Source organism: Stenotrophomonas sp. SMYL41 (genome assembly GCF_036319965.1).
Taxonomy (GTDB): Bacteria; Pseudomonadota; Gammaproteobacteria; order Xanthomonadales; family Xanthomonadaceae; genus Stenotrophomonas; species Stenotrophomonas maltophilia_R.
Map to the genome: position 1 here is coordinate 97,076 of NZ_JAWIRX010000008.1, position 15,326 is coordinate 112,401.

15 protein-coding genes and 1 tRNA gene are annotated in these 15,326 nt (G+C 67.8%); 6 read left to right on the plus strand and 10 right to left on the minus strand.

Annotation, left to right across the window (positions count from 1 at the left end; translation table 11 throughout):
- Positions 1-69: 69 nt before the first annotated feature.
- From fabD to V3B30_RS11395, 5 genes are all read right to left on the minus strand, one after another.
- Entirely contained in the window at positions 70-1,014 is a 945-nt protein-coding gene (gene fabD, locus V3B30_RS11375; protein ID WP_100471460.1) for an ACP S-malonyltransferase, read from the minus strand.
- Between the two features lie 160 nt (positions 1,015-1,174).
- Complete coding sequence (locus V3B30_RS11380) at positions 1,175-1,957, minus strand: serine/threonine protein phosphatase (RefSeq protein ID WP_100471459.1); 783 nt, start codon at positions 1,955-1,957, stop codon at positions 1,175-1,177.
- Between the two features lie 77 nt (positions 1,958-2,034).
- A complete protein-coding gene (locus tag V3B30_RS11385) occupies positions 2,035-3,012 on the minus strand; it encodes a beta-ketoacyl-ACP synthase III (protein WP_100471458.1) in 978 nt (325 codons plus the stop codon).
- A 91-nt stretch (positions 3,013-3,103) separates the two neighbouring features.
- The gene (gene rpmF / locus V3B30_RS11390; protein WP_004154640.1) at positions 3,104-3,298 is read right to left on the minus strand and encodes a 50S ribosomal protein L32; all 195 of its coding nucleotides are present in this window, start codon (positions 3,296-3,298) and stop codon (positions 3,104-3,106) included.
- A 107-nt stretch (positions 3,299-3,405) separates the two neighbouring features.
- On the minus strand, positions 3,406-3,915 hold the full coding sequence (locus V3B30_RS11395; RefSeq protein ID WP_094001990.1) for a YceD family protein: 510 nt from the start codon (positions 3,913-3,915) through the stop codon (positions 3,406-3,408).
- A gap of 113 nt (positions 3,916-4,028) precedes the next feature.
- On the opposite strand from V3B30_RS11395, the gene V3B30_RS11400 reads away from it, so the two are divergent.
- A complete protein-coding gene (locus V3B30_RS11400) occupies positions 4,029-4,598 on the plus strand; it encodes a Maf family nucleotide pyrophosphatase (protein WP_100471457.1) in 570 nt (189 codons plus the stop codon).
- 114 nt (positions 4,599-4,712) lie between these two features.
- Here the strand turns inward: V3B30_RS11400 and V3B30_RS11405 are convergent, their stop codons facing one another.
- On the minus strand, positions 4,713-6,548 hold the full coding sequence (locus V3B30_RS11405; RefSeq protein WP_262083187.1) for a glycosyltransferase family 39 protein: 1,836 nt from the start codon (positions 6,546-6,548) through the stop codon (positions 4,713-4,715).
- Between the two features lie 42 nt (positions 6,549-6,590).
- On the opposite strand from V3B30_RS11405, the gene V3B30_RS11410 reads away from it, so the two are divergent.
- The 4 genes from V3B30_RS11410 to V3B30_RS11425 are packed head-to-tail and all read left to right on the plus strand — an operon-like array spanning position 6,591 to position 10,957.
- Complete coding sequence (locus V3B30_RS11410) at positions 6,591-7,544, plus strand: MoxR family ATPase (protein ID WP_262083186.1); 954 nt, start codon at positions 6,591-6,593, stop codon at positions 7,542-7,544.
- Between the two features lie 23 nt (positions 7,545-7,567).
- On the plus strand, positions 7,568-8,491 hold the full coding sequence (locus V3B30_RS11415) for a DUF58 domain-containing protein (RefSeq protein WP_262083249.1): 924 nt from the start codon (positions 7,568-7,570) through the stop codon (positions 8,489-8,491).
- Entirely contained in the window at positions 8,484-10,433 is a 1,950-nt protein-coding gene (locus V3B30_RS11420; RefSeq protein WP_262083185.1) for a DUF3488 and transglutaminase-like domain-containing protein, read from the plus strand. The genes V3B30_RS11415 and V3B30_RS11420 overlap by 8 nt, the downstream gene beginning before the upstream one ends.
- On the plus strand, positions 10,430-10,957 hold the full coding sequence (locus V3B30_RS11425) for a Slp family lipoprotein (RefSeq protein WP_014036182.1): 528 nt from the start codon (positions 10,430-10,432) through the stop codon (positions 10,955-10,957). Before V3B30_RS11420 ends, V3B30_RS11425 begins: the two co-directional genes overlap by 4 nt.
- 80 nt (positions 10,958-11,037) lie before the next feature.
- Here V3B30_RS11425 and V3B30_RS11430 read toward each other — a convergent pair whose 3' ends face one another.
- The 4 genes from V3B30_RS11430 to dnaX all read right to left on the minus strand — a co-directional run bounded on the left by V3B30_RS11430 (position 11,038) and on the right by dnaX (position 14,560).
- The gene (locus tag V3B30_RS11430) at positions 11,038-11,397 is read right to left on the minus strand and encodes a histidine triad nucleotide-binding protein (protein ID WP_100471452.1); all 360 of its coding nucleotides are present in this window, start codon (positions 11,395-11,397) and stop codon (positions 11,038-11,040) included.
- Positions 11,398-11,463: 66 nt separating this feature from the next.
- Positions 11,464-12,063 (minus strand): recombination mediator RecR, encoded by a 600-nt coding sequence (gene recR / locus V3B30_RS11435; RefSeq protein WP_005415496.1) that lies wholly within the window; start codon positions 12,061-12,063, stop codon positions 11,464-11,466.
- A gap of 103 nt (positions 12,064-12,166) precedes the next feature.
- Complete coding sequence (locus tag V3B30_RS11440) at positions 12,167-12,487, minus strand: YbaB/EbfC family nucleoid-associated protein (RefSeq protein ID WP_010483846.1); 321 nt, start codon at positions 12,485-12,487, stop codon at positions 12,167-12,169.
- A 6-nt stretch (positions 12,488-12,493) separates the two neighbouring features.
- The gene (gene dnaX, locus V3B30_RS11445; RefSeq protein WP_100471451.1) at positions 12,494-14,560 is read right to left on the minus strand and encodes a DNA polymerase III subunit gamma/tau; all 2,067 of its coding nucleotides are present in this window, start codon (positions 14,558-14,560) and stop codon (positions 12,494-12,496) included.
- Positions 14,561-14,703: 143 nt separating this feature from the next.
- On the opposite strand from dnaX, the gene V3B30_RS11450 reads away from it, so the two are divergent.
- Positions 14,704-14,796, plus strand: a tRNA-Ser gene (locus V3B30_RS11450).
- The last annotated feature ends 530 nt before the right edge of the window (positions 14,797-15,326 follow it).

The window sequence follows — 15,326 nt, forward strand, 5'->3', positions numbered from 1 at the left end:
GGCTGGGACGGCCGCCGCACCCGTGCCGCTTGCAGCGGCCACCGGCACGGGCGGCAGGAACAGGGGGTATCAGGCCGACCATGCCTCGCGGGCAGCTTCGAAGTCGCCCGGAGTGGCCAGTGAACGGCCGTCGATGGCCTTGTCGATGCGCTTGACCAGGCCGGTCAGCACCTTGCCCGGGCCGCACTCGGCGATCTGGGTGACGCCACGGCCGGCCAGCGCCTGCACGCATCCGGTCCACTGCACCGGCTGGTACAGCTGCTGCACCAGCGCGGTACGGATCGCATCAATGCCGTCATGCACCTTGGCGTCGACGTTCTGCACCACCGGCAGCTGCGGCGCCTGCCAGGCCAGGCCGGCCATCACTTCGGCCAGGCGGTTGGCGGCTTCGCGCATCAACGGGGTGTGCGAGGGCACGCTCACGGCCAGCTTGACCGCCTTGCGCACGCCCTTTTCGGCCAGCAGCGCCAGCGCACGGTCAACGGCGTCGGCGTCGCCACCGATCACGATCTGGCCCGGCGAATTGAAGTTGGCCGGCACCACCACCTGGCTGCCTGCCGCTTCAGCACAGACGTCCAGCACCAACTGGTCCTCGGCGCCGAGCACGGCGGCCATGGCACCGACACCGGCCGGTGCGGCGTCCTGCATCAGCTGGCCGCGCAGGCGCACCAGGTGCGCACCGTCATGCAGGCTCAATGCGCCCGCGGCGACCAGGGCGGTGTACTCGCCCAGGCTGTGGCCGGCCAGCACCGACGGGCGCGGACCGCCCACGGCGCTCCAGGCGCGCCACACGCCGATGCTGGCGGCCAGCAGGGCCGGCTGGGTGTATTCGGTACGGTTGAGCATTTCCTCCGGGCCACCCTGGGACAGCGCCCACAGGTCGACGCCGGCACCATCGGATGCCTCGGTGAAGGCTTCACGCACCTGCGGGTGCAGTTCGGCCAGCTCGGCCACCATGCCCACAGACTGCGAGCCCTGGCCGGGGAAGACAAAAGCGAGGGTGGATACGGTCACGCGGTCATCCGCTTGTTGCAATCGAAGCGGGCCATCATAAGGGGGAACATGCCGTGTCGTCTGTACGTGCGCGTATGCACGCGTATGGTGGGCGGCCGGGCAAGCGCAACGGGGTCAGATCCCTTTTCCGCAGGAAAAGGGATCTGACCCCTATCAGCCATCAGCAGAACAGCTGCAGGACGTCCAGATCGCCGTCGGCGAGGAAATCCACGCACAGGCCCAGCAGCATCAGAACGCCTGCAGTACTGGCGCCATGGGTGATGAAGATCGAATGGGCCAGCGCGCGCGCCGAACGGCCCAGCTTCATGCACACTCTGGCCAGGCTGCGCAGGCGGCCACTGACCGCATGCACGTGCTCGCGCACCGGCGCCTGAACGTCGCCCATCGCTTCGGCCATCATCCCCTGCAGACGCTCAGGGCGGTCTGCGTAGTACTTGGCCACGCCATAGCCGAACATCAGCCAGTCGCGGGCCTGCGCTTCGGACAGATCCATCACTTCCAGCGGATCTTCCTCGAAGTCGATGAAACCGACCTTCTCGCCGTCCCAGGTGAGGTTGCGCGGCAACGGCTGCCCGAAATAGGCACCGCGGGCATGCGCTTCAGCAATGGCCTGCATTGCCGCCATCACCAGCCGATCGCGACCGGCCTCATCGGCTTCACGCAGGCAGGTATTGAACGAGCTGCCGTTGTCGCCGATCACCAGCGCGGCATGGCCGGTGCCCAGTACGCCAGGCACGTTCACGCCCTGTGCCTGCAGTTCCCCCAGGCGGCGGGCTTCGGTTGCGCGTGCGGCGTCGCCGCCGCGATGCGGTGGCGGGCGCAGGGCATCGAGATGGAAACGGCGGGCGACGAAATTGAGCAGGCCCAGGGCCAATGCTCGGCTTCCCTTGCCGTACTGCTTCAGCCAGGCACGCTGCCCTTCGATGACGATGGGCTCAACCATGACAGGTCCTCCTCAAACGCGTTGCGGCCCCAAAGGGGCCGCAACGACAAAGCTTCACATTGTCGTAACTTGCACTATCAATAGCGCAACAGGGCCGAACCCCAGGTGAAGCCGCCGCCAAAGGCTTCCAGCAGCAACAGCTGGCCACGTTCGACCTTGCCCGAACGCACGGCGGCATCCAGTGCCAGAGGCACCGAGCCGGACGAAGTGTTGCCGTGCTTGTCGACGGTCACCACGACCTGGTCCATCGACATGTCCAGCCGCTTGGCGGTCGCTTCGATGATGCGCAGGTTGGCCTGGTGCGGGATCAGCCAATCCAGGTCGGACTTGTCCAGGCCGTTGGCGGCCAGGGTCTCGTCCACGACCGAGTCCAGCGCCTTGACGGCGTACTTGAACACGTCGTTGCCCTTCATGTTGATGGTGCCACCACCGTTGGCGCCGTCCTTGAAGCCGGTCGAAACGCCGACCGGGTTCCACAGCAGCTCCTTCTTGCTGCCATCGGCATGCAGGTGGGTGCTGAGGATGCCGGTCTCTTCGTCGGCCTTCAGCACGACAGCGCCAGCGCCATCACCGAACAGCACGCAGGTGGTGCGATCGTTCCAGTCGACCATGCGGGTCAGCGTTTCGGTGCCGATCACCAGCACGTGCCTGCAGTCGCCGGAACGGATGAACTTGTCGGCCACGCCCAGCGCGAACACGAAGCCCGAACAGGCTGCGTTGACGTCGAAGGCGGGGCACCCGGCCACACCGAGCTTGGCCTGGATCAGGCACGCGGTGGACGGGAAAATGAGATCAGGGGTGGTCGTGCCGACCACGATCATGTCGAGCTGCGAGGCATCGATGCCTGCGGCTTCAAGCGCGCGCAGGGCGGCGTTGTAGCCAAGGTCGCTGGTGGTTTCGCCTTCGGCCGCGATGTGCCGTTCACGAATTCCGGTGCGCGACTGGATCCACTCATCCGAGGTTTCGACCATTTTTTCCAGGTCGGCGTTGGTCAGGACTTTTTCCGGCAAATAGCTACCGGTGCCCGCGATCCTCGAATAGATCCGCTTGCTCATCATGTTTCCTGTTGCGCGGGCCGCCGATCACCGGCACACCCGGGAAAGAAGGCAAAGGCCGCTGCCCGGAGGCAGCGGCCTTCCCGGCACATCAATCTTCTTCGACGGCCGAGGTCTTGGTCTGGATGACCTTCTTGCCGCGGTAGAAACCATCGGCAGTGATGTGGTGACGCAGGTGCACTTCGCCGGTGGTCGGGTCGGTCGACAGCTGCTTGGCGCTCAGGGCGTCATGGGCACGACGCATGCCGCGGCGGGACGGGGTGACACGGGATTTCTGCACAGCCATGGGATTGCTCCAAACTCGGTTCGATTTGCTTCGTCGTATCGTCGCGCAGGACGCCAGCGCCCAGCACACTTTCGCTTTCGCCGCAGCCGCCGACGACAATCCGGCTGCTATTGTTTCTTCAGTGCTGCCAACGCCGCAAACGGGTTGGCCTTCTTCGTTTCTTCTTCGCTCGGCGCCCAGTCCTTGTCGACTGCCTCACCGTCGGGCGACAGCGGCACCACAGGCACCGCCAGCACCAACTCGTCCTCGACCAGGTCCAGCGGGCGGAGCTGGCCGTCTTCGGGCACCAGCAACGCCTCGTATTCCTCCGGCAGGGACGATTCCTCGTCCTCGTCGCGGATCAGGCCAAGCCTCTGGGTCACCTTCACCGGCAACAGGAATCGCTGCATGCTGCGCTGACAGGTCAGCGGCAACGCGGTGTCGATGGTCAGTTCCACATAGGATACCCGCAAGACGTCGTCGCGACCGAATTCAAGCGAGTAGGCACACTCGCCGTCGGTATCTGCGACCAACCCCTGCAGGCGGGTCAATTCAGCCAGGGAGACCTGACCGTCGAAGCGCCTTCGCGCTACAACCATCCGCCAGGCATCCAGCGTTTCGGGCACGTTCGCGGACATAAGCCGCTGAATACTAAGGATCGCGTCGTCCGCTGTCAAATGCCCGCCATACAGGGCTTGCCGCTGGCGTCGTGAAGGGGCCAGACTGCCGTGCCCTGTCCCGGTATTGTCGCATGCCACTGGTTCTGGCCTCCACCTCCCGCTACCGTCGCGAACTGCTGGAACGGCTGGGCCTGCCCTTCGACTGTGCACGCCCGGACGTGGATGAAACCCCTCTGGGCGCCGAGATTCCGCTGGCCCTGGCCACGCGCCTGGCCGCCGCCAAGGCCGCCGAAGTGGCCGCCCGCTACCCGGGTGCCTGGGTAATCGGCTCGGACCAGGTGGCGGACCTGAACGGCCAGCCGCTGGGCAAGCCCGGCACCGTCGATGCGGCCTGTGCGCAGCTGATGGCGATGTCCGGGCAGACGGTGCGCTTTCACACAGCGATCAGTCTCAGGCGTGATGGAGAATGCCTCGCCGCCCTGGACCTGACCGAAGTGCGCTTCCGCGCGCTGGACCCGCAGGAGATCACCCGCTACGTCGCGGCCGAGCAGCCGCTGGACTGCGCCGGCAGCTTCAAGTGCGAGGGCCTGGGCATCAGCCTGTTCGAGGCGATCGACAACCGCGACCCGACCGCGCTGGTCGGCCTGCCGCTGATCGCGCTGTGCGGCCTGCTGCGCCAGGCGGGGTTCGCCGTGCCCTGAACAGCGGGATTCGCGCCGCCCCGAACGGCAGAGTCGAGCCACGGCTGCTTTTGCTGGCCCCTGCCCTCCGGAACAGAAGCAGTCGAGCGCGGCTCGACTCCACCACAGCAGGACTCAACGAACCTCGAACGGCTGCTCCTGCCACTGCTCCACACTGCCGTCGCGCCCGTGCAGGCGCAGGCCAAGCCAATGCCGGCCCGGCGCCAGCGTGGTGGTATCCAGCGATGCATCGAAGCCCACCGCCGGATGCTGCGGATCGGTGCTGTCCGGCCAGGTGTGGCGGATGTCGAACATGCGCCCGTAGCGCGCATCACCGATCGAACGGCCATCGACCAGCACTTCGATGCGCGCCAACCCGACGCCATCCTTGAATGCCCAGCCCTTGATGGCGAGCGTCCCGGAGACCTTTTCGCCGTTGGACGGCGCATCCAGCCAGGCCATCGCCGGCGTCACGCACGGCCCCTGCGCACGCTGCACCGGCAGCCGGAACAGCAGGAAGCGCTGGAAGCCATGATCGCTGCTGACCACGCGCGGCGCCGGCAGCGGCCCCACTTGCTCGCAGATGGCGTGATAGCGCGCCAGCAGCTCACGGTAGCGCTGGTCGCTGGGCGACAGCACCAGCAGCATCGGCGCGCGGCGCGGGCCCTCGTGCAGCAGGCCCCACTGCGCCAGCTGTGCGGTCCGCCCATGCTTGTCGTTGAGCGGATGCGGCAACACCTCGATATCACCACTGCCCAGCTGGAAGCCCAGTTCGGCACCGACCTTGAAGTTGCCCGCCAGCACACGCGTGCCCGGCGGCATCTGCCGCAGTTCGTCGCGCACCGCCACGGCCAGTGGCTGCCAGCCGGCAAAGTTGCGCGGGTAATACTTGCTGCCGGCCATCTGCTCGCGCAGTGCCGGCGTGGACGCCATCAGGTAGTAGCCGAAGGCCAGCACGGTACCTGCAGCCGCCAGCCACCAGCCGGTACGGCGCAACCAGCGCGGCCAGCCATTGAGGACTACCGGCACGGCTACCAGCAGCGCCAGGTAGCCCGGCAACGGCCAGTGGAAACTGATCCGCTCGACATCGGTGAAGAAGCCCAGCAGGAAGATGCCCAGCGTCGACACCCCACCCACCAGGCCGAAATAGCGCCACTGCACCCGCGCACCACCACCGCTGCGGGTACCCGCCAGGGCGACCTTCCACATCGCGATGCACAGGATCGGCGTCACCAGCATCGGCTGGATCACCAGGAACCACAGCCCCTCCCACTCGAACGTCCACGGGTGGCGTTCGACCACCTGGAACTTCAGGCCGGCATCATGGTTGTCCGCATTCCAGGCCAGCAACGGCAGCCAGGCCAGTACGCCCACTGCGATCGCCACCCATACGCGCGGGTCGGCCAGCATGCGGCGGCCCTGCGGCAGCGCCAGCAACGCAATGAAGCCGACACCGATGACACCAATGAATCGGTAGTGGCTGAGCGCGCCGATCAGCAGGCCCAGCGCCAGCTTCATCGCCGACGACGCATCCACGTTGTGCAGCAGGCGGGCACCGGCGTGCAGGCAGATCACCGCCGCCAGCGCCATCGGCACATCCGGTACGGCCAGCAGGCCCAGGGTGGCCGACAGCGGCATCAGCAGGGTCAGGCTGCCCGCCTGCCACCCGGCGACGTTGCCGAACCAGCGCGTGGCAATGCGCACCACCAGCAACGGCAGCAGCGCACCGATGGCCAGGAATGGCAGGCGCAATGCGAGCACGTGATGGCCACCGATCTCCACGCCCAGGCGCGCCAGCCACGCCGTCAGCCCTGGCAGGTCGGAATAGGCGGCGGCCAGGTGCTGGCCCTCCTGCCAATAGAACGCCTCGTCGACAAACAGGGGCAGGCGCGCAGCCACCACCAGCTTGGCCGCTGTGATCAGCGTCCATAACCAGAGAAATATTGTCCGCGCGCGCTGTTCGCCTTGCATTGCTCTATGGATAATCGAATGGATTCCAGACCTGAGACGATCATGCCTGCCTCGTCCCCCAATCCCAGCATGCTAACCGATCAACTGCGCCAGGCCCTGCGGGAGGCACAGGATCAGGTGAACGCACTGGTGCTGGGCAAGGTGCCGGAAGTCAGGCTGGCCTTTGTCGCCCTGCTTTCCGGCGGCCACCTGCTCATCGAGGATCTGCCCGGCCTGGGCAAGACCACACTTGCGCATGCACTGGCCAGCAGCCTCGGGCTCAGCTTCCAGCGCGTGCAGTTCACATCCGACCTGTTGCCGGCCGATGTGCTTGGCGTATCGGTGTACGAGGCTGGCAGCCGTCAGTTCCAGTTCCACCCCGGCCCGGTGTTCACTCACGTGCTGCTGGCCGATGAGATCAATCGTGCACCACCGCGCACGCAGAGCGCGTTGCTGGAAGCGATGGCCGAGCAGCAGGTCACCCTGGATGGACAGACGCATCCGCTGCCCGACCCGTTCTTCGTGATCGCCACGCAGAACCCGGTCGACCTGTCCGGCACCTTCCCGTTGCCGGATTCGCAGCTGGATCGTTTCCTGCTGCGGCTGGCGATGGGCTATCCGAGCGCGCAGGCCGAGCGCGAGCTGCTGCGTGGCAGCGATCGTCGCGACCTCATCGCACGCGCGGTGCCGAAGCTGGACGACACCCAGGTGCGTGCACTGCGTGAAGCCGTTGGCCAGGTGCACGCCAGCGATGCGCTGATCGACTACGTGCAGGCATTGCTGACCCGCAGCCGCCAGCATGCCGGCGTACGTGTGGGCCTGTCACCGCGTGCCGGGCTGGCCCTGCTGCGCGCGGCCAAGGCCCACGCGCTGCTGCTCGGCCGTGGGCATGTGGTGCCCGAAGACGTGCAGACCCTTTTCATAGCGGTGGCCGGCCATCGCCTGGTGGCAGAGGCCGAAGCCAGCTCCGGGCCTGCACTGGCACGGGCGATCCTGCAGACCGTCGCGGTGGACTGAAGGTGGCCACACGCTGGGCACGCATGCAGCTGCTGGCACGCCCACGCAGGCCCGAAGCCTTGCCGCAGCGGCTGGATCGCCATCGCATCTATGTACTGCCGACCCGTTTCGGCCTGTTCGTCGCCACCCTGCTGTCGGCGATGCTGCTGGGCGCATTGAACTACAACAACAACCCTGCGCTGCTGCTGGCCCTGTTGCTGGCTGCAGCGGCGATCGCCAGCGCCATCGCCGCGCACCTGCAGCTGTCCGGCATACAGATCGATGCAATCTCCGCCGAACCGGTGCCGGCCGGGCACCCCCTGCGCCTGCGCCTGGACCTGTCGCTGCGCGACCCGCGCGCGCGCCATGGGCTGCACCTGCAGCTGGGCGCAAGCGAGGCCTGGGTCGCACTGCCTGCACACGGTCGCGGCGAAGTGGAGCTGGATGTCCCCAGCGAGCGCCGCGGCTGGCTGGAACTACCCCGCATCCGCCTGTCGAGCACGCAGCCGCTGGGACTGGTGCGGGCATGGTCATGGGTATGGCCCGAGCAGCCGCTGCTGGTCTATCCGCTTGCCGAGGCTCTGGCACCACCCCTTCCGGAAAGTGGCAGCGATCCACTGCACACCCGTGCCCATGCCAGTGGCGACGAGCTGCATCAGCTGCGCCCCTATCGTGCCGGCGACGCCCCGCGCAGCATTGCCTGGAAACACTCGGCACGCCGCGACAGCCTGCTGGTACGCGAGTACGAAAAGCCGATCGGCATCGACGTGGTGCTGGACTGGCGCGCGCTGGCGCCGATGGGCCATGAAGCGCGCATCGCGCGGCTGGCGCGCTGGGTCGACATGGCCGAGCGCGAAGGCCGCCGCTACACGCTGCTGCTTCCGGCCCAGCCACCGCTCGGGCCCGGCCAGGGCGCCAGCCACCACCACCTGTGCCTGCGCGCACTGGCGTTGATGCCCCATGACTGAGCCTGCCGTCCTGCTCGATCGCAACGCCCGCAGCTGGACCCTGGCCAGCGCGGCGCTGGCGCTGCTGCCACTCCTGCTGCAGCTGCCGCCGGCACTGGCCGTGGTGATCGCGATCGCCGCCGTGCTGACCGCTGCGCTTTCGTGGCGGCGTGTGCTGCCGATGCCGGTTCGCCTGCTGCTGGTGCTGGCCATGCTCGCCACCATCGTCTGGCAGATGGGCATGGTGCGGCCGGGCCGTGATACCGGCTGTGCATTGCTGGCAGCGATGCTGGCGATCAAATCCAGCGAGCTGCGCAACCTGCGCGATGCGCGCAGCCTGCTGGGCTTCGCGCTGTTCTCGCCCTTCGCGGCCTTCCTGCTCGACCAGGGGCCGCTGACCACCGGATTGGCGGCGCTGGCCGCGGTTGCCGCACTGCTGGCCCTGCAGCGCCTGGCCCAGGACGAGGGTCGCAGCCCAGGCCTGCCACTGCGCGGCCAACTGCGCGGCGTCGGCCGCCTGCTTGGCATCGGCCTGCCGCTGGCACTGGCCTGCTTCTGGCTGTTCCCGCGCCTGTCCACGCCGTTGTGGGGCGTCCCAGAACGAGCGGTGGGTACACCGGGCCTGGCTGACAGCATGGCGCCGGACCAATGGTTGGACCTGATGGCCGACGACACCCCGGCACTGCGCGTGCAGTTCTTCGGTGCGGTGCCCGAGCCCGCGCAGCGCTATTGGCGCGGTCCGGTGCTGACGTCGTTCGATGGCCACCGCTGGAGCCGCGATCGCGCGACGGCCCGGCGCCCCGCTCCCATGGTCGAAGCCGCCGCACAGGGATGGGACTACCAGATCGACTACGAGCCCACCGACCGTCGCCTGCTGGTGGCACTGGACCTGCCCAGCCGCGCACCGGAGGGCAGCAGCTTCGATGCGGACATGAGCCTGCGCAGCGACCGCACGCTGTCCGCGCTCAGCCGCTGGCGGTTGCATTCGGCGCCGCCGCAACGGTTCGACACCGATCTGTCGCCCTATCTGCGCCGCGCCGCGTTGCAGCTTCCGCCCGGCTTCAATCCGCGCACTGCCCAGCTGGCACGGCAATGGCGGCAGGAGGCCGGCAATGATGACGAAGCCATCGTCCGCCGCGCGCTGCAGTGGATCACCCGCGACTTCTCCTACACGCTGGAAACCCCGGTGGCCGGGCGCGATCCGGTCGACGATTTCCTGTTCAACTACAAGGCCGGCTTCTGCCAGCACTTCAGCTCGGCCTTCGTGGTGCTGATGCGCAACGCCGGCATTCCGGCCAGGGTGGTGACCGGCTTCGCAGGCGGCACCCGCAACCGCATCGGCGACTACTGGGTGGTGCGGCGCATGGATGCCCACGCCTGGGCCGAAGTGTGGCTGCCGCAACGCGGCTGGGTCCGGGTCGACCCGACTGCGGCCGTGGCACCGGAACGCATCCTGGACACGCTGGACGACCGCCTGCAGGCCGGCACGGAGACCCCGCTGCAGCAGCGCTGGCTGCAGCTGGGGCAGATGGGTGACTGGCTGCGCCGCGGCTGGAACGACCTGGTGCTTTCCTTCGACGCACGCCGCCAGCAGCAGCTGCTCAAGCCGTTCGGGCTGGGTGATCTCGGGCCGGCACAGCTGGTGGCCGGCTTCGTGGTCGCCGCGCTGCTGGCATTGGCGTGGATGGCCTGGTTGCTGGCCCGCGGCGAGCGCGAGCGCGACCCGCTGCTGCGCGCCTGGCACCGGCTGGGGCGCCGCTATGCGCGCCTTGGCCTGGCCCGCGAACCCAACGAGACGGCATGCGACTGGGCACGGCGGGTACACGCCCAGCACCCCGACCCCGCCCTGCTGGCACTCAGCCAGCGTTTCGCCGACGCGCGTTACGCTGGAACTTGCACCGACCTCGCTTCATTATTGCGGGACCTGCGCAGGCATCGCCCGACTTCCGGAGCCTCCCCATGAACACCAAGTTCCTCCTCACCGCCGTGGCCACGCTGGCCCTGTCGGCCTGCGCCACGGCCCCCAAGCCGCTGCAGGGACAGTTCAGCCTGGTCTCCCCGCGCGACTCGGTCGCCACCCAGCAGGTCGGCACGCCGGTCCGTTGGGGCGGCCGCATCATCGAAACCAAGCCCGGCCAGGGCGAGACCTGTTTCCAGATGATCTCGCGCCCGCTCAACGCCAGCGGCCGCCCGAACACCACCTCGTCCGACGCCAGCGATGGCCGCTTCATTGCCTGCCGCGCCGGGTTCTACGACCCGGCCGTGTTTGAAGCCGGCCGCGACGTGACCTTCATCGGCAAGATCGACGGCTACCAGAACACCCGCATCGGCGAGTACGACTACCGCCTGCCGAAGCTGTCGGCCGACGTGATCTACCTGTGGCCGGAACAGCGCCAGGTCGATGTGGTGCCCTACCCCTATGGCCCGTGGGGCCCAGGCCCGTATGGCCCGTACTGGGGCGGTTATGGCCGCTGGGGCTGGTGGTGATCGCCACCAGGCTTGCGTAATGGAAAAAGGCCGCCCCTGGGCGGCCTTTTTCATCCACGCATGACGTGGATGCCGGGTGCTCAGCGGCCCGGCGTACCGAAATGCCCCAGCGGCCCACCGGCCAGCAGGTGCATGTGGATATGGAACACGGTCTGCCCGGCATGCTCGCGGCAGTTCATCACGATGCGGTAGCCGTCCTGCGCGAGACCTTCGCGGCGCGCGTACTCGGCGGCGGCCAGGGCCAGCTTGCCGATCAGGTGCGCCTGCGACGGCTGCAGGTCGTCCAGGGTCGGGATGATCTCGTTCTTCGGAATGAACAGTACGTGCACCGGCGCCTGCGGTGCGATGTCCTTGAAGCCCAGCACCTCGTCGTCCTCGTAGACGATGGTGGCCGGGATCTCGCGACGGATGATCTTGCTGAAGAGGGTTTCGTTGCTCATGGTCGGCCTCGGCGGGATGTCTTCCGCATTGTAGGCCGGACACGCCGGGCGCTGCCCGGACAGCGCTCAGTCGCGGAATTCGCTGCGCGTGCCGAACGCGTGCGACAGCGTGCCGCGGTCAACGTATTCGAGCTCGCCACCGAGCGGCAGGCCCTGCGCCAGCCGGCTGGGCTGCACCTTGCGCGCGCGCGCCAGCTGCGCCAGGTAGTGCGCGGTGGCTTCGCCTTCGACGGTGGCACTGGTGGCGATGATCAGCTCCTGCACCTCGCCTTCGGCCAGCCGCTGCTCCAGCTGCTCCAGGCCCAGCTCGCGCGGGCCGACGCCATCAAGTGGCGACAGCCGCCCCTGCAGTACGAAGTAGACACCGCGGAAGCCAGTGGCGTTCTCGATGGCCAGGCGGTCGGCCGGCGATTCGACCACGCACAGCTGGCTGCGCTCGCGGCTGCTGTTGGCACAGGTCGGGCACAGTTCGGTTTCGCTGAAGTCGCGGCATTGCGCGCAGTGGCCGATACGCTCCACCGCCAAAGCCAGGGTTTCGGCCAGGCGCTGGCCACCTTCGCGCTCGCGCTCGAGCAGGTGGTAGGCCATGCGCTGCGCGGTCTTCTGGCCGACGCCAGGCAGCACCCGCAGTGCGTCGATCAATTGTTCAAGCAGGGGTGCGGACACGGCGGCATGCTTTGTAGAGCCGAGCCATGCTCGACTGAGGGCTGGAACCGTCGAACAGTTCGATGCTACGTGGCACCCGCTTGCGCAGGTGCCACGCTGAAGATCAGAACGGCAGCTTCATGCCCGGCGGCAGCTGCATGCCGGCGGTCGCCGAACCCATCTTCGACTTCGATTCGGCATCGATCTTGTTCGAGGCATCGTTGAAGGCGGCGGCGATCAGGTCTTCCAGCATTTCCGGATCGCTGGCCAGCGACGGGTCGATGCGCACCTTGCGGCATTCCTTGGCGCCGGTCAGGGTCACGCTGACCATGCCGCCACCAGCGCTGCCGGTCACTTCGATCCTGGCGATTTCTTCCTGGGCCTTCTGCAGGTTTTCCTGCATCTTCTGGGCCTGCTGCATCAGTTGGGCGATATTGCCGCGCATAGTGTCTTACTCGTCAAAAGAACGGATGGAATCGGAAACAACCCGTGCGCCATGCTGTTGGATCAGCACCTGCACTTCCGGGTCGTCCATGAAAACAGCCTCTGCCACCTGCTGCCGCTCGCCACGCTGGCGGTCGGCCCGCTGATGCAGGGTTTCGGCCGGAACGTGTTCGGTTTCCACGGTCTCAACCACGATCTTCGGCGCCTGGCCGAGGGCCTTCTGCAGCATCTCGCCCAAGGCAGCCAGCGCGCGCTCCGAGCGCAGGTATTCAAATCCGGGCGAAAGGCCCAGTTTCAAGGTCCCATGCTGGCAGCTGATGAACGCGGCGTTGGCGGCCAGCTGCCGCGAGGGGCCGCTGAGGCCGCTGTTGGCGACCAGGTCCAGCCAGTCTTCGGCAGTGGCCAGCTCGCTGACACCGTCCTGCGGTGCGGCGGCATGCGCCGGGGCCGGCTCGGCATGTTCGGCTGGTGCAATGGCAATGCCTTCGGCGCGGAACGGGCGCTCGGGCAGCGCAGGCTCGCTGGGAGCCGCGACGGGAGCCGGCGGTTCGTGCCAGGGCGCAGCCATGGCGGCGTCCGGGCCGGACATCTCGGCCGCCAACGCCTCGTCACGCGCCTCGGCTTCGCCGGTGGCCCAGGGCGGCAGGTCGTCGCTTGACTCTGCAGTGACGGCAGGCGCCGGCGCTTCTGCCTCGACCTTCACCGGCGGCGGTGAGACGGGCTCTTCCACCGGAACCGGCTCGGGCTCAGGCGTCGGATCCGGCTCCGGTTGCGGGGCCGGCTCGGGTTCGGGTTCAGGTTCGCGTGGTGCGGCCTGCGCGGTGGCAGCCACCTGCGGCGCCACGGTCGGACTGGCCGAGGTTGCGGCAGCGGCCGGCGTCGCTTCGTGGCTACCGGTACCGGCACCACCACCGGCAGCGTTGCCGCCTGGCGCGCCGCCCATCGCACCGTCGCCCCCCTTCGGCACCGGCGGTACCGCTGCGGCCGGACGGAACGCCAACATGCGCAGTACCGCCATTTCAAAGCCTGCGCGCGGGCTCGGTGCCAACGGCAGGTCGCGCCGGCCATTCAGGGCCATCTGGTACCAGAGCTGCACCACTTCCGGGCGCAGGCGCTCGGCGAATGCCGCGGCATCCAGGCCTTCCGCGGCGGCGGCGCCCGGCACCAGCTGCTGCACCTGGATGCGGTGCAGCCCTTCGGCCAGCGCTTCCAGCACACCACTCCAGTCCGGCGAGAACTCGGCCAGCGCGGCCACCACCTGCAGCAGGCGCGGGCCATCGCCCTCGGCCAGCGCATCGAGCATCGCCGCCACCTGGGTGCGGTCCACGGTACCCAGCATGGTGCGCACCACGTCCTCGCGCAGCGCGCCGCCGGCATAGGCGATCGCCTGGTCCAGCAGTGACAGGCCGTCACGCAGGCTACCATCGGCAGCCTTGGCCAGCTGCACGATGGCGCTGCCGTCGGCCTCGATCTCTTCGGCCGCCAGAATGCGGGTCATCTGGCCCTGGATCTGGTCTTCATCCAGGCGCTTGAGGTTGAACTGCAGGCAGCGGCTGAGCACGGTGACCGGCAGCTTCTGCGGATCGGTGGTGGCCAGCAGGAACTTCACATGCTCCGGCGGTTCTTCCAGCGTCTTCAGCAGCGCATTGAACGCCGCCTTGGACAGCATGTGCACTTCGTCGATCAGGTAGACCTTGTACTTGCCGCGCGAGGGCATGTACTGCGCGTTCTCGATCACCTCGCGCACGTCGTCCACGCCGGTGTTGGACGCGGCGTCGATTTCCAGCAGGTCGATGTAACGCCCGGCGTCGATGTCCAGACAGGCGGCGCACTGGCCGCACGGGTCGGCGCTGGTGCCCTGCTCGCAGTTCAGCGACTTGGCGAAGATGCGCGCGATGGTGGTCTTGCCCACGCCACGGGTGCCGGTGAACAGGAACGCGTGGTGGACCCGGCCGCTGTCCAGCGCGTTGCTGAGCGCACGGACCACGTGTTCCTGGCCCACCAGCTCGGCAAAACGCTTCGGACGCCACTTGCGGGCAAGGACGAGATAGGACATCAGGCCACCGTTTTCCATCGGATGTTCCATTGTGCCATGCCTGTCCAGCCCCCTCGCCACCCATTGCCATGGATACGCCCTTGATCGGGGTGCTTGTGTCCGGCCGCGCCGCCCGCTAGAATCTGCGCCCCTGCTGAGGCGTTTGCCGATGGCAGGGATCCGGAGAGGTGTCCGAGTGGTTGAAGGAGCACGCCTGGAAAGTGTGTAAGCGTCTAAACCGCGCTTCGGGGGTTCGAATCCCCCTCTCTCCGCCAGACAAACGCAAAAGGGCCGCCCACAAGGTGGCCCTTTTGCGTTTGTCTGGCGGATGGGATGGGTGGTGAGAAGCCACGCCGGGGTTCGACGGTTCTGCAGGAGCAGAACCGGACCGCCGCAGGCGGGTCCCGAGGAGCAACGCGCATCGGGATCGGGTGCATGGATGCACCCGACAATCCCCCTCTCTCCGCCAGATAACTGAAAAAGGCTGCCCTCTGGGCGGCCTTTTTCAGTTATCTGGCCGGAGACGCGAAGTGCGCTGCACGCGGCTCGCCCAAACCTTGCTGCGCAACGTTCGGGCGCCTCCCCTTGCCGGCCTCTCCCCGCTCCTGATCCATCGGTAGATCCACGCCATGCGTGGATGCCGGGCCGGCCACCCCGCGTCCACGTTCGACGGCCGTTCAACGACAGGACCTGCCCCGCGTCGCGGCACCCCGCCCCCTCCCTCACCACTGACCACGCTGTCGCGATGCAACGACACGCTGGCACTCACTGCCTGTTGCTATGCTCGGGGCACAGGGGATTGATG

Excerpts from the sequence above, each read along its gene's own strand:
- V3B30_RS11380 (WP_100471459.1), bottom strand. The coding sequence starts at position 1,957 with ATGGTTGAGCCCATCGTCATCGAAGGGCAGCGTGCCTGGCTGAAGCAG.
- V3B30_RS11385 (WP_100471458.1), bottom strand. The coding sequence starts at position 3,012 with ATGAGCAAGCGGATCTATTCGAGGATCGCGGGCACCGGTAGCTATTTG.
- rpmF (WP_004154640.1), bottom strand. The coding sequence starts at position 3,298 with ATGGCTGTGCAGAAATCCCGTGTCACCCCGTCCCGCCGCGGCATGCGT.
- V3B30_RS11395 (WP_094001990.1), bottom strand. The coding sequence starts at position 3,915 with ATGTCCGCGAACGTGCCCGAAACGCTGGATGCCTGGCGGATGGTTGTA.
- V3B30_RS11400 (WP_100471457.1), top strand. The coding sequence starts at position 4,029 with ATGCCACTGGTTCTGGCCTCCACCTCCCGCTACCGTCGCGAACTGCTG.
- V3B30_RS11405 (WP_262083187.1), bottom strand. The coding sequence starts at position 6,548 with ATGCAAGGCGAACAGCGCGCGCGGACAATATTTCTCTGGTTATGGACG.
- V3B30_RS11410 (WP_262083186.1), top strand. The coding sequence starts at position 6,591 with ATGCCTGCCTCGTCCCCCAATCCCAGCATGCTAACCGATCAACTGCGC.
- V3B30_RS11415 (WP_262083249.1), top strand. The coding sequence starts at position 7,568 with ATGCAGCTGCTGGCACGCCCACGCAGGCCCGAAGCCTTGCCGCAGCGG.
- V3B30_RS11420 (WP_262083185.1), top strand. The coding sequence starts at position 8,484 with ATGACTGAGCCTGCCGTCCTGCTCGATCGCAACGCCCGCAGCTGGACC.
- V3B30_RS11425 (WP_014036182.1), top strand. The coding sequence starts at position 10,430 with ATGAACACCAAGTTCCTCCTCACCGCCGTGGCCACGCTGGCCCTGTCG.
- V3B30_RS11430 (WP_100471452.1), bottom strand. The coding sequence starts at position 11,397 with ATGAGCAACGAAACCCTCTTCAGCAAGATCATCCGTCGCGAGATCCCG.
- V3B30_RS11440 (WP_010483846.1), bottom strand. The coding sequence starts at position 12,487 with ATGCGCGGCAATATCGCCCAACTGATGCAGCAGGCCCAGAAGATGCAG.
- dnaX (WP_100471451.1), bottom strand. The coding sequence starts at position 14,560 with ATGGAAAACGGTGGCCTGATGTCCTATCTCGTCCTTGCCCGCAAGTGG.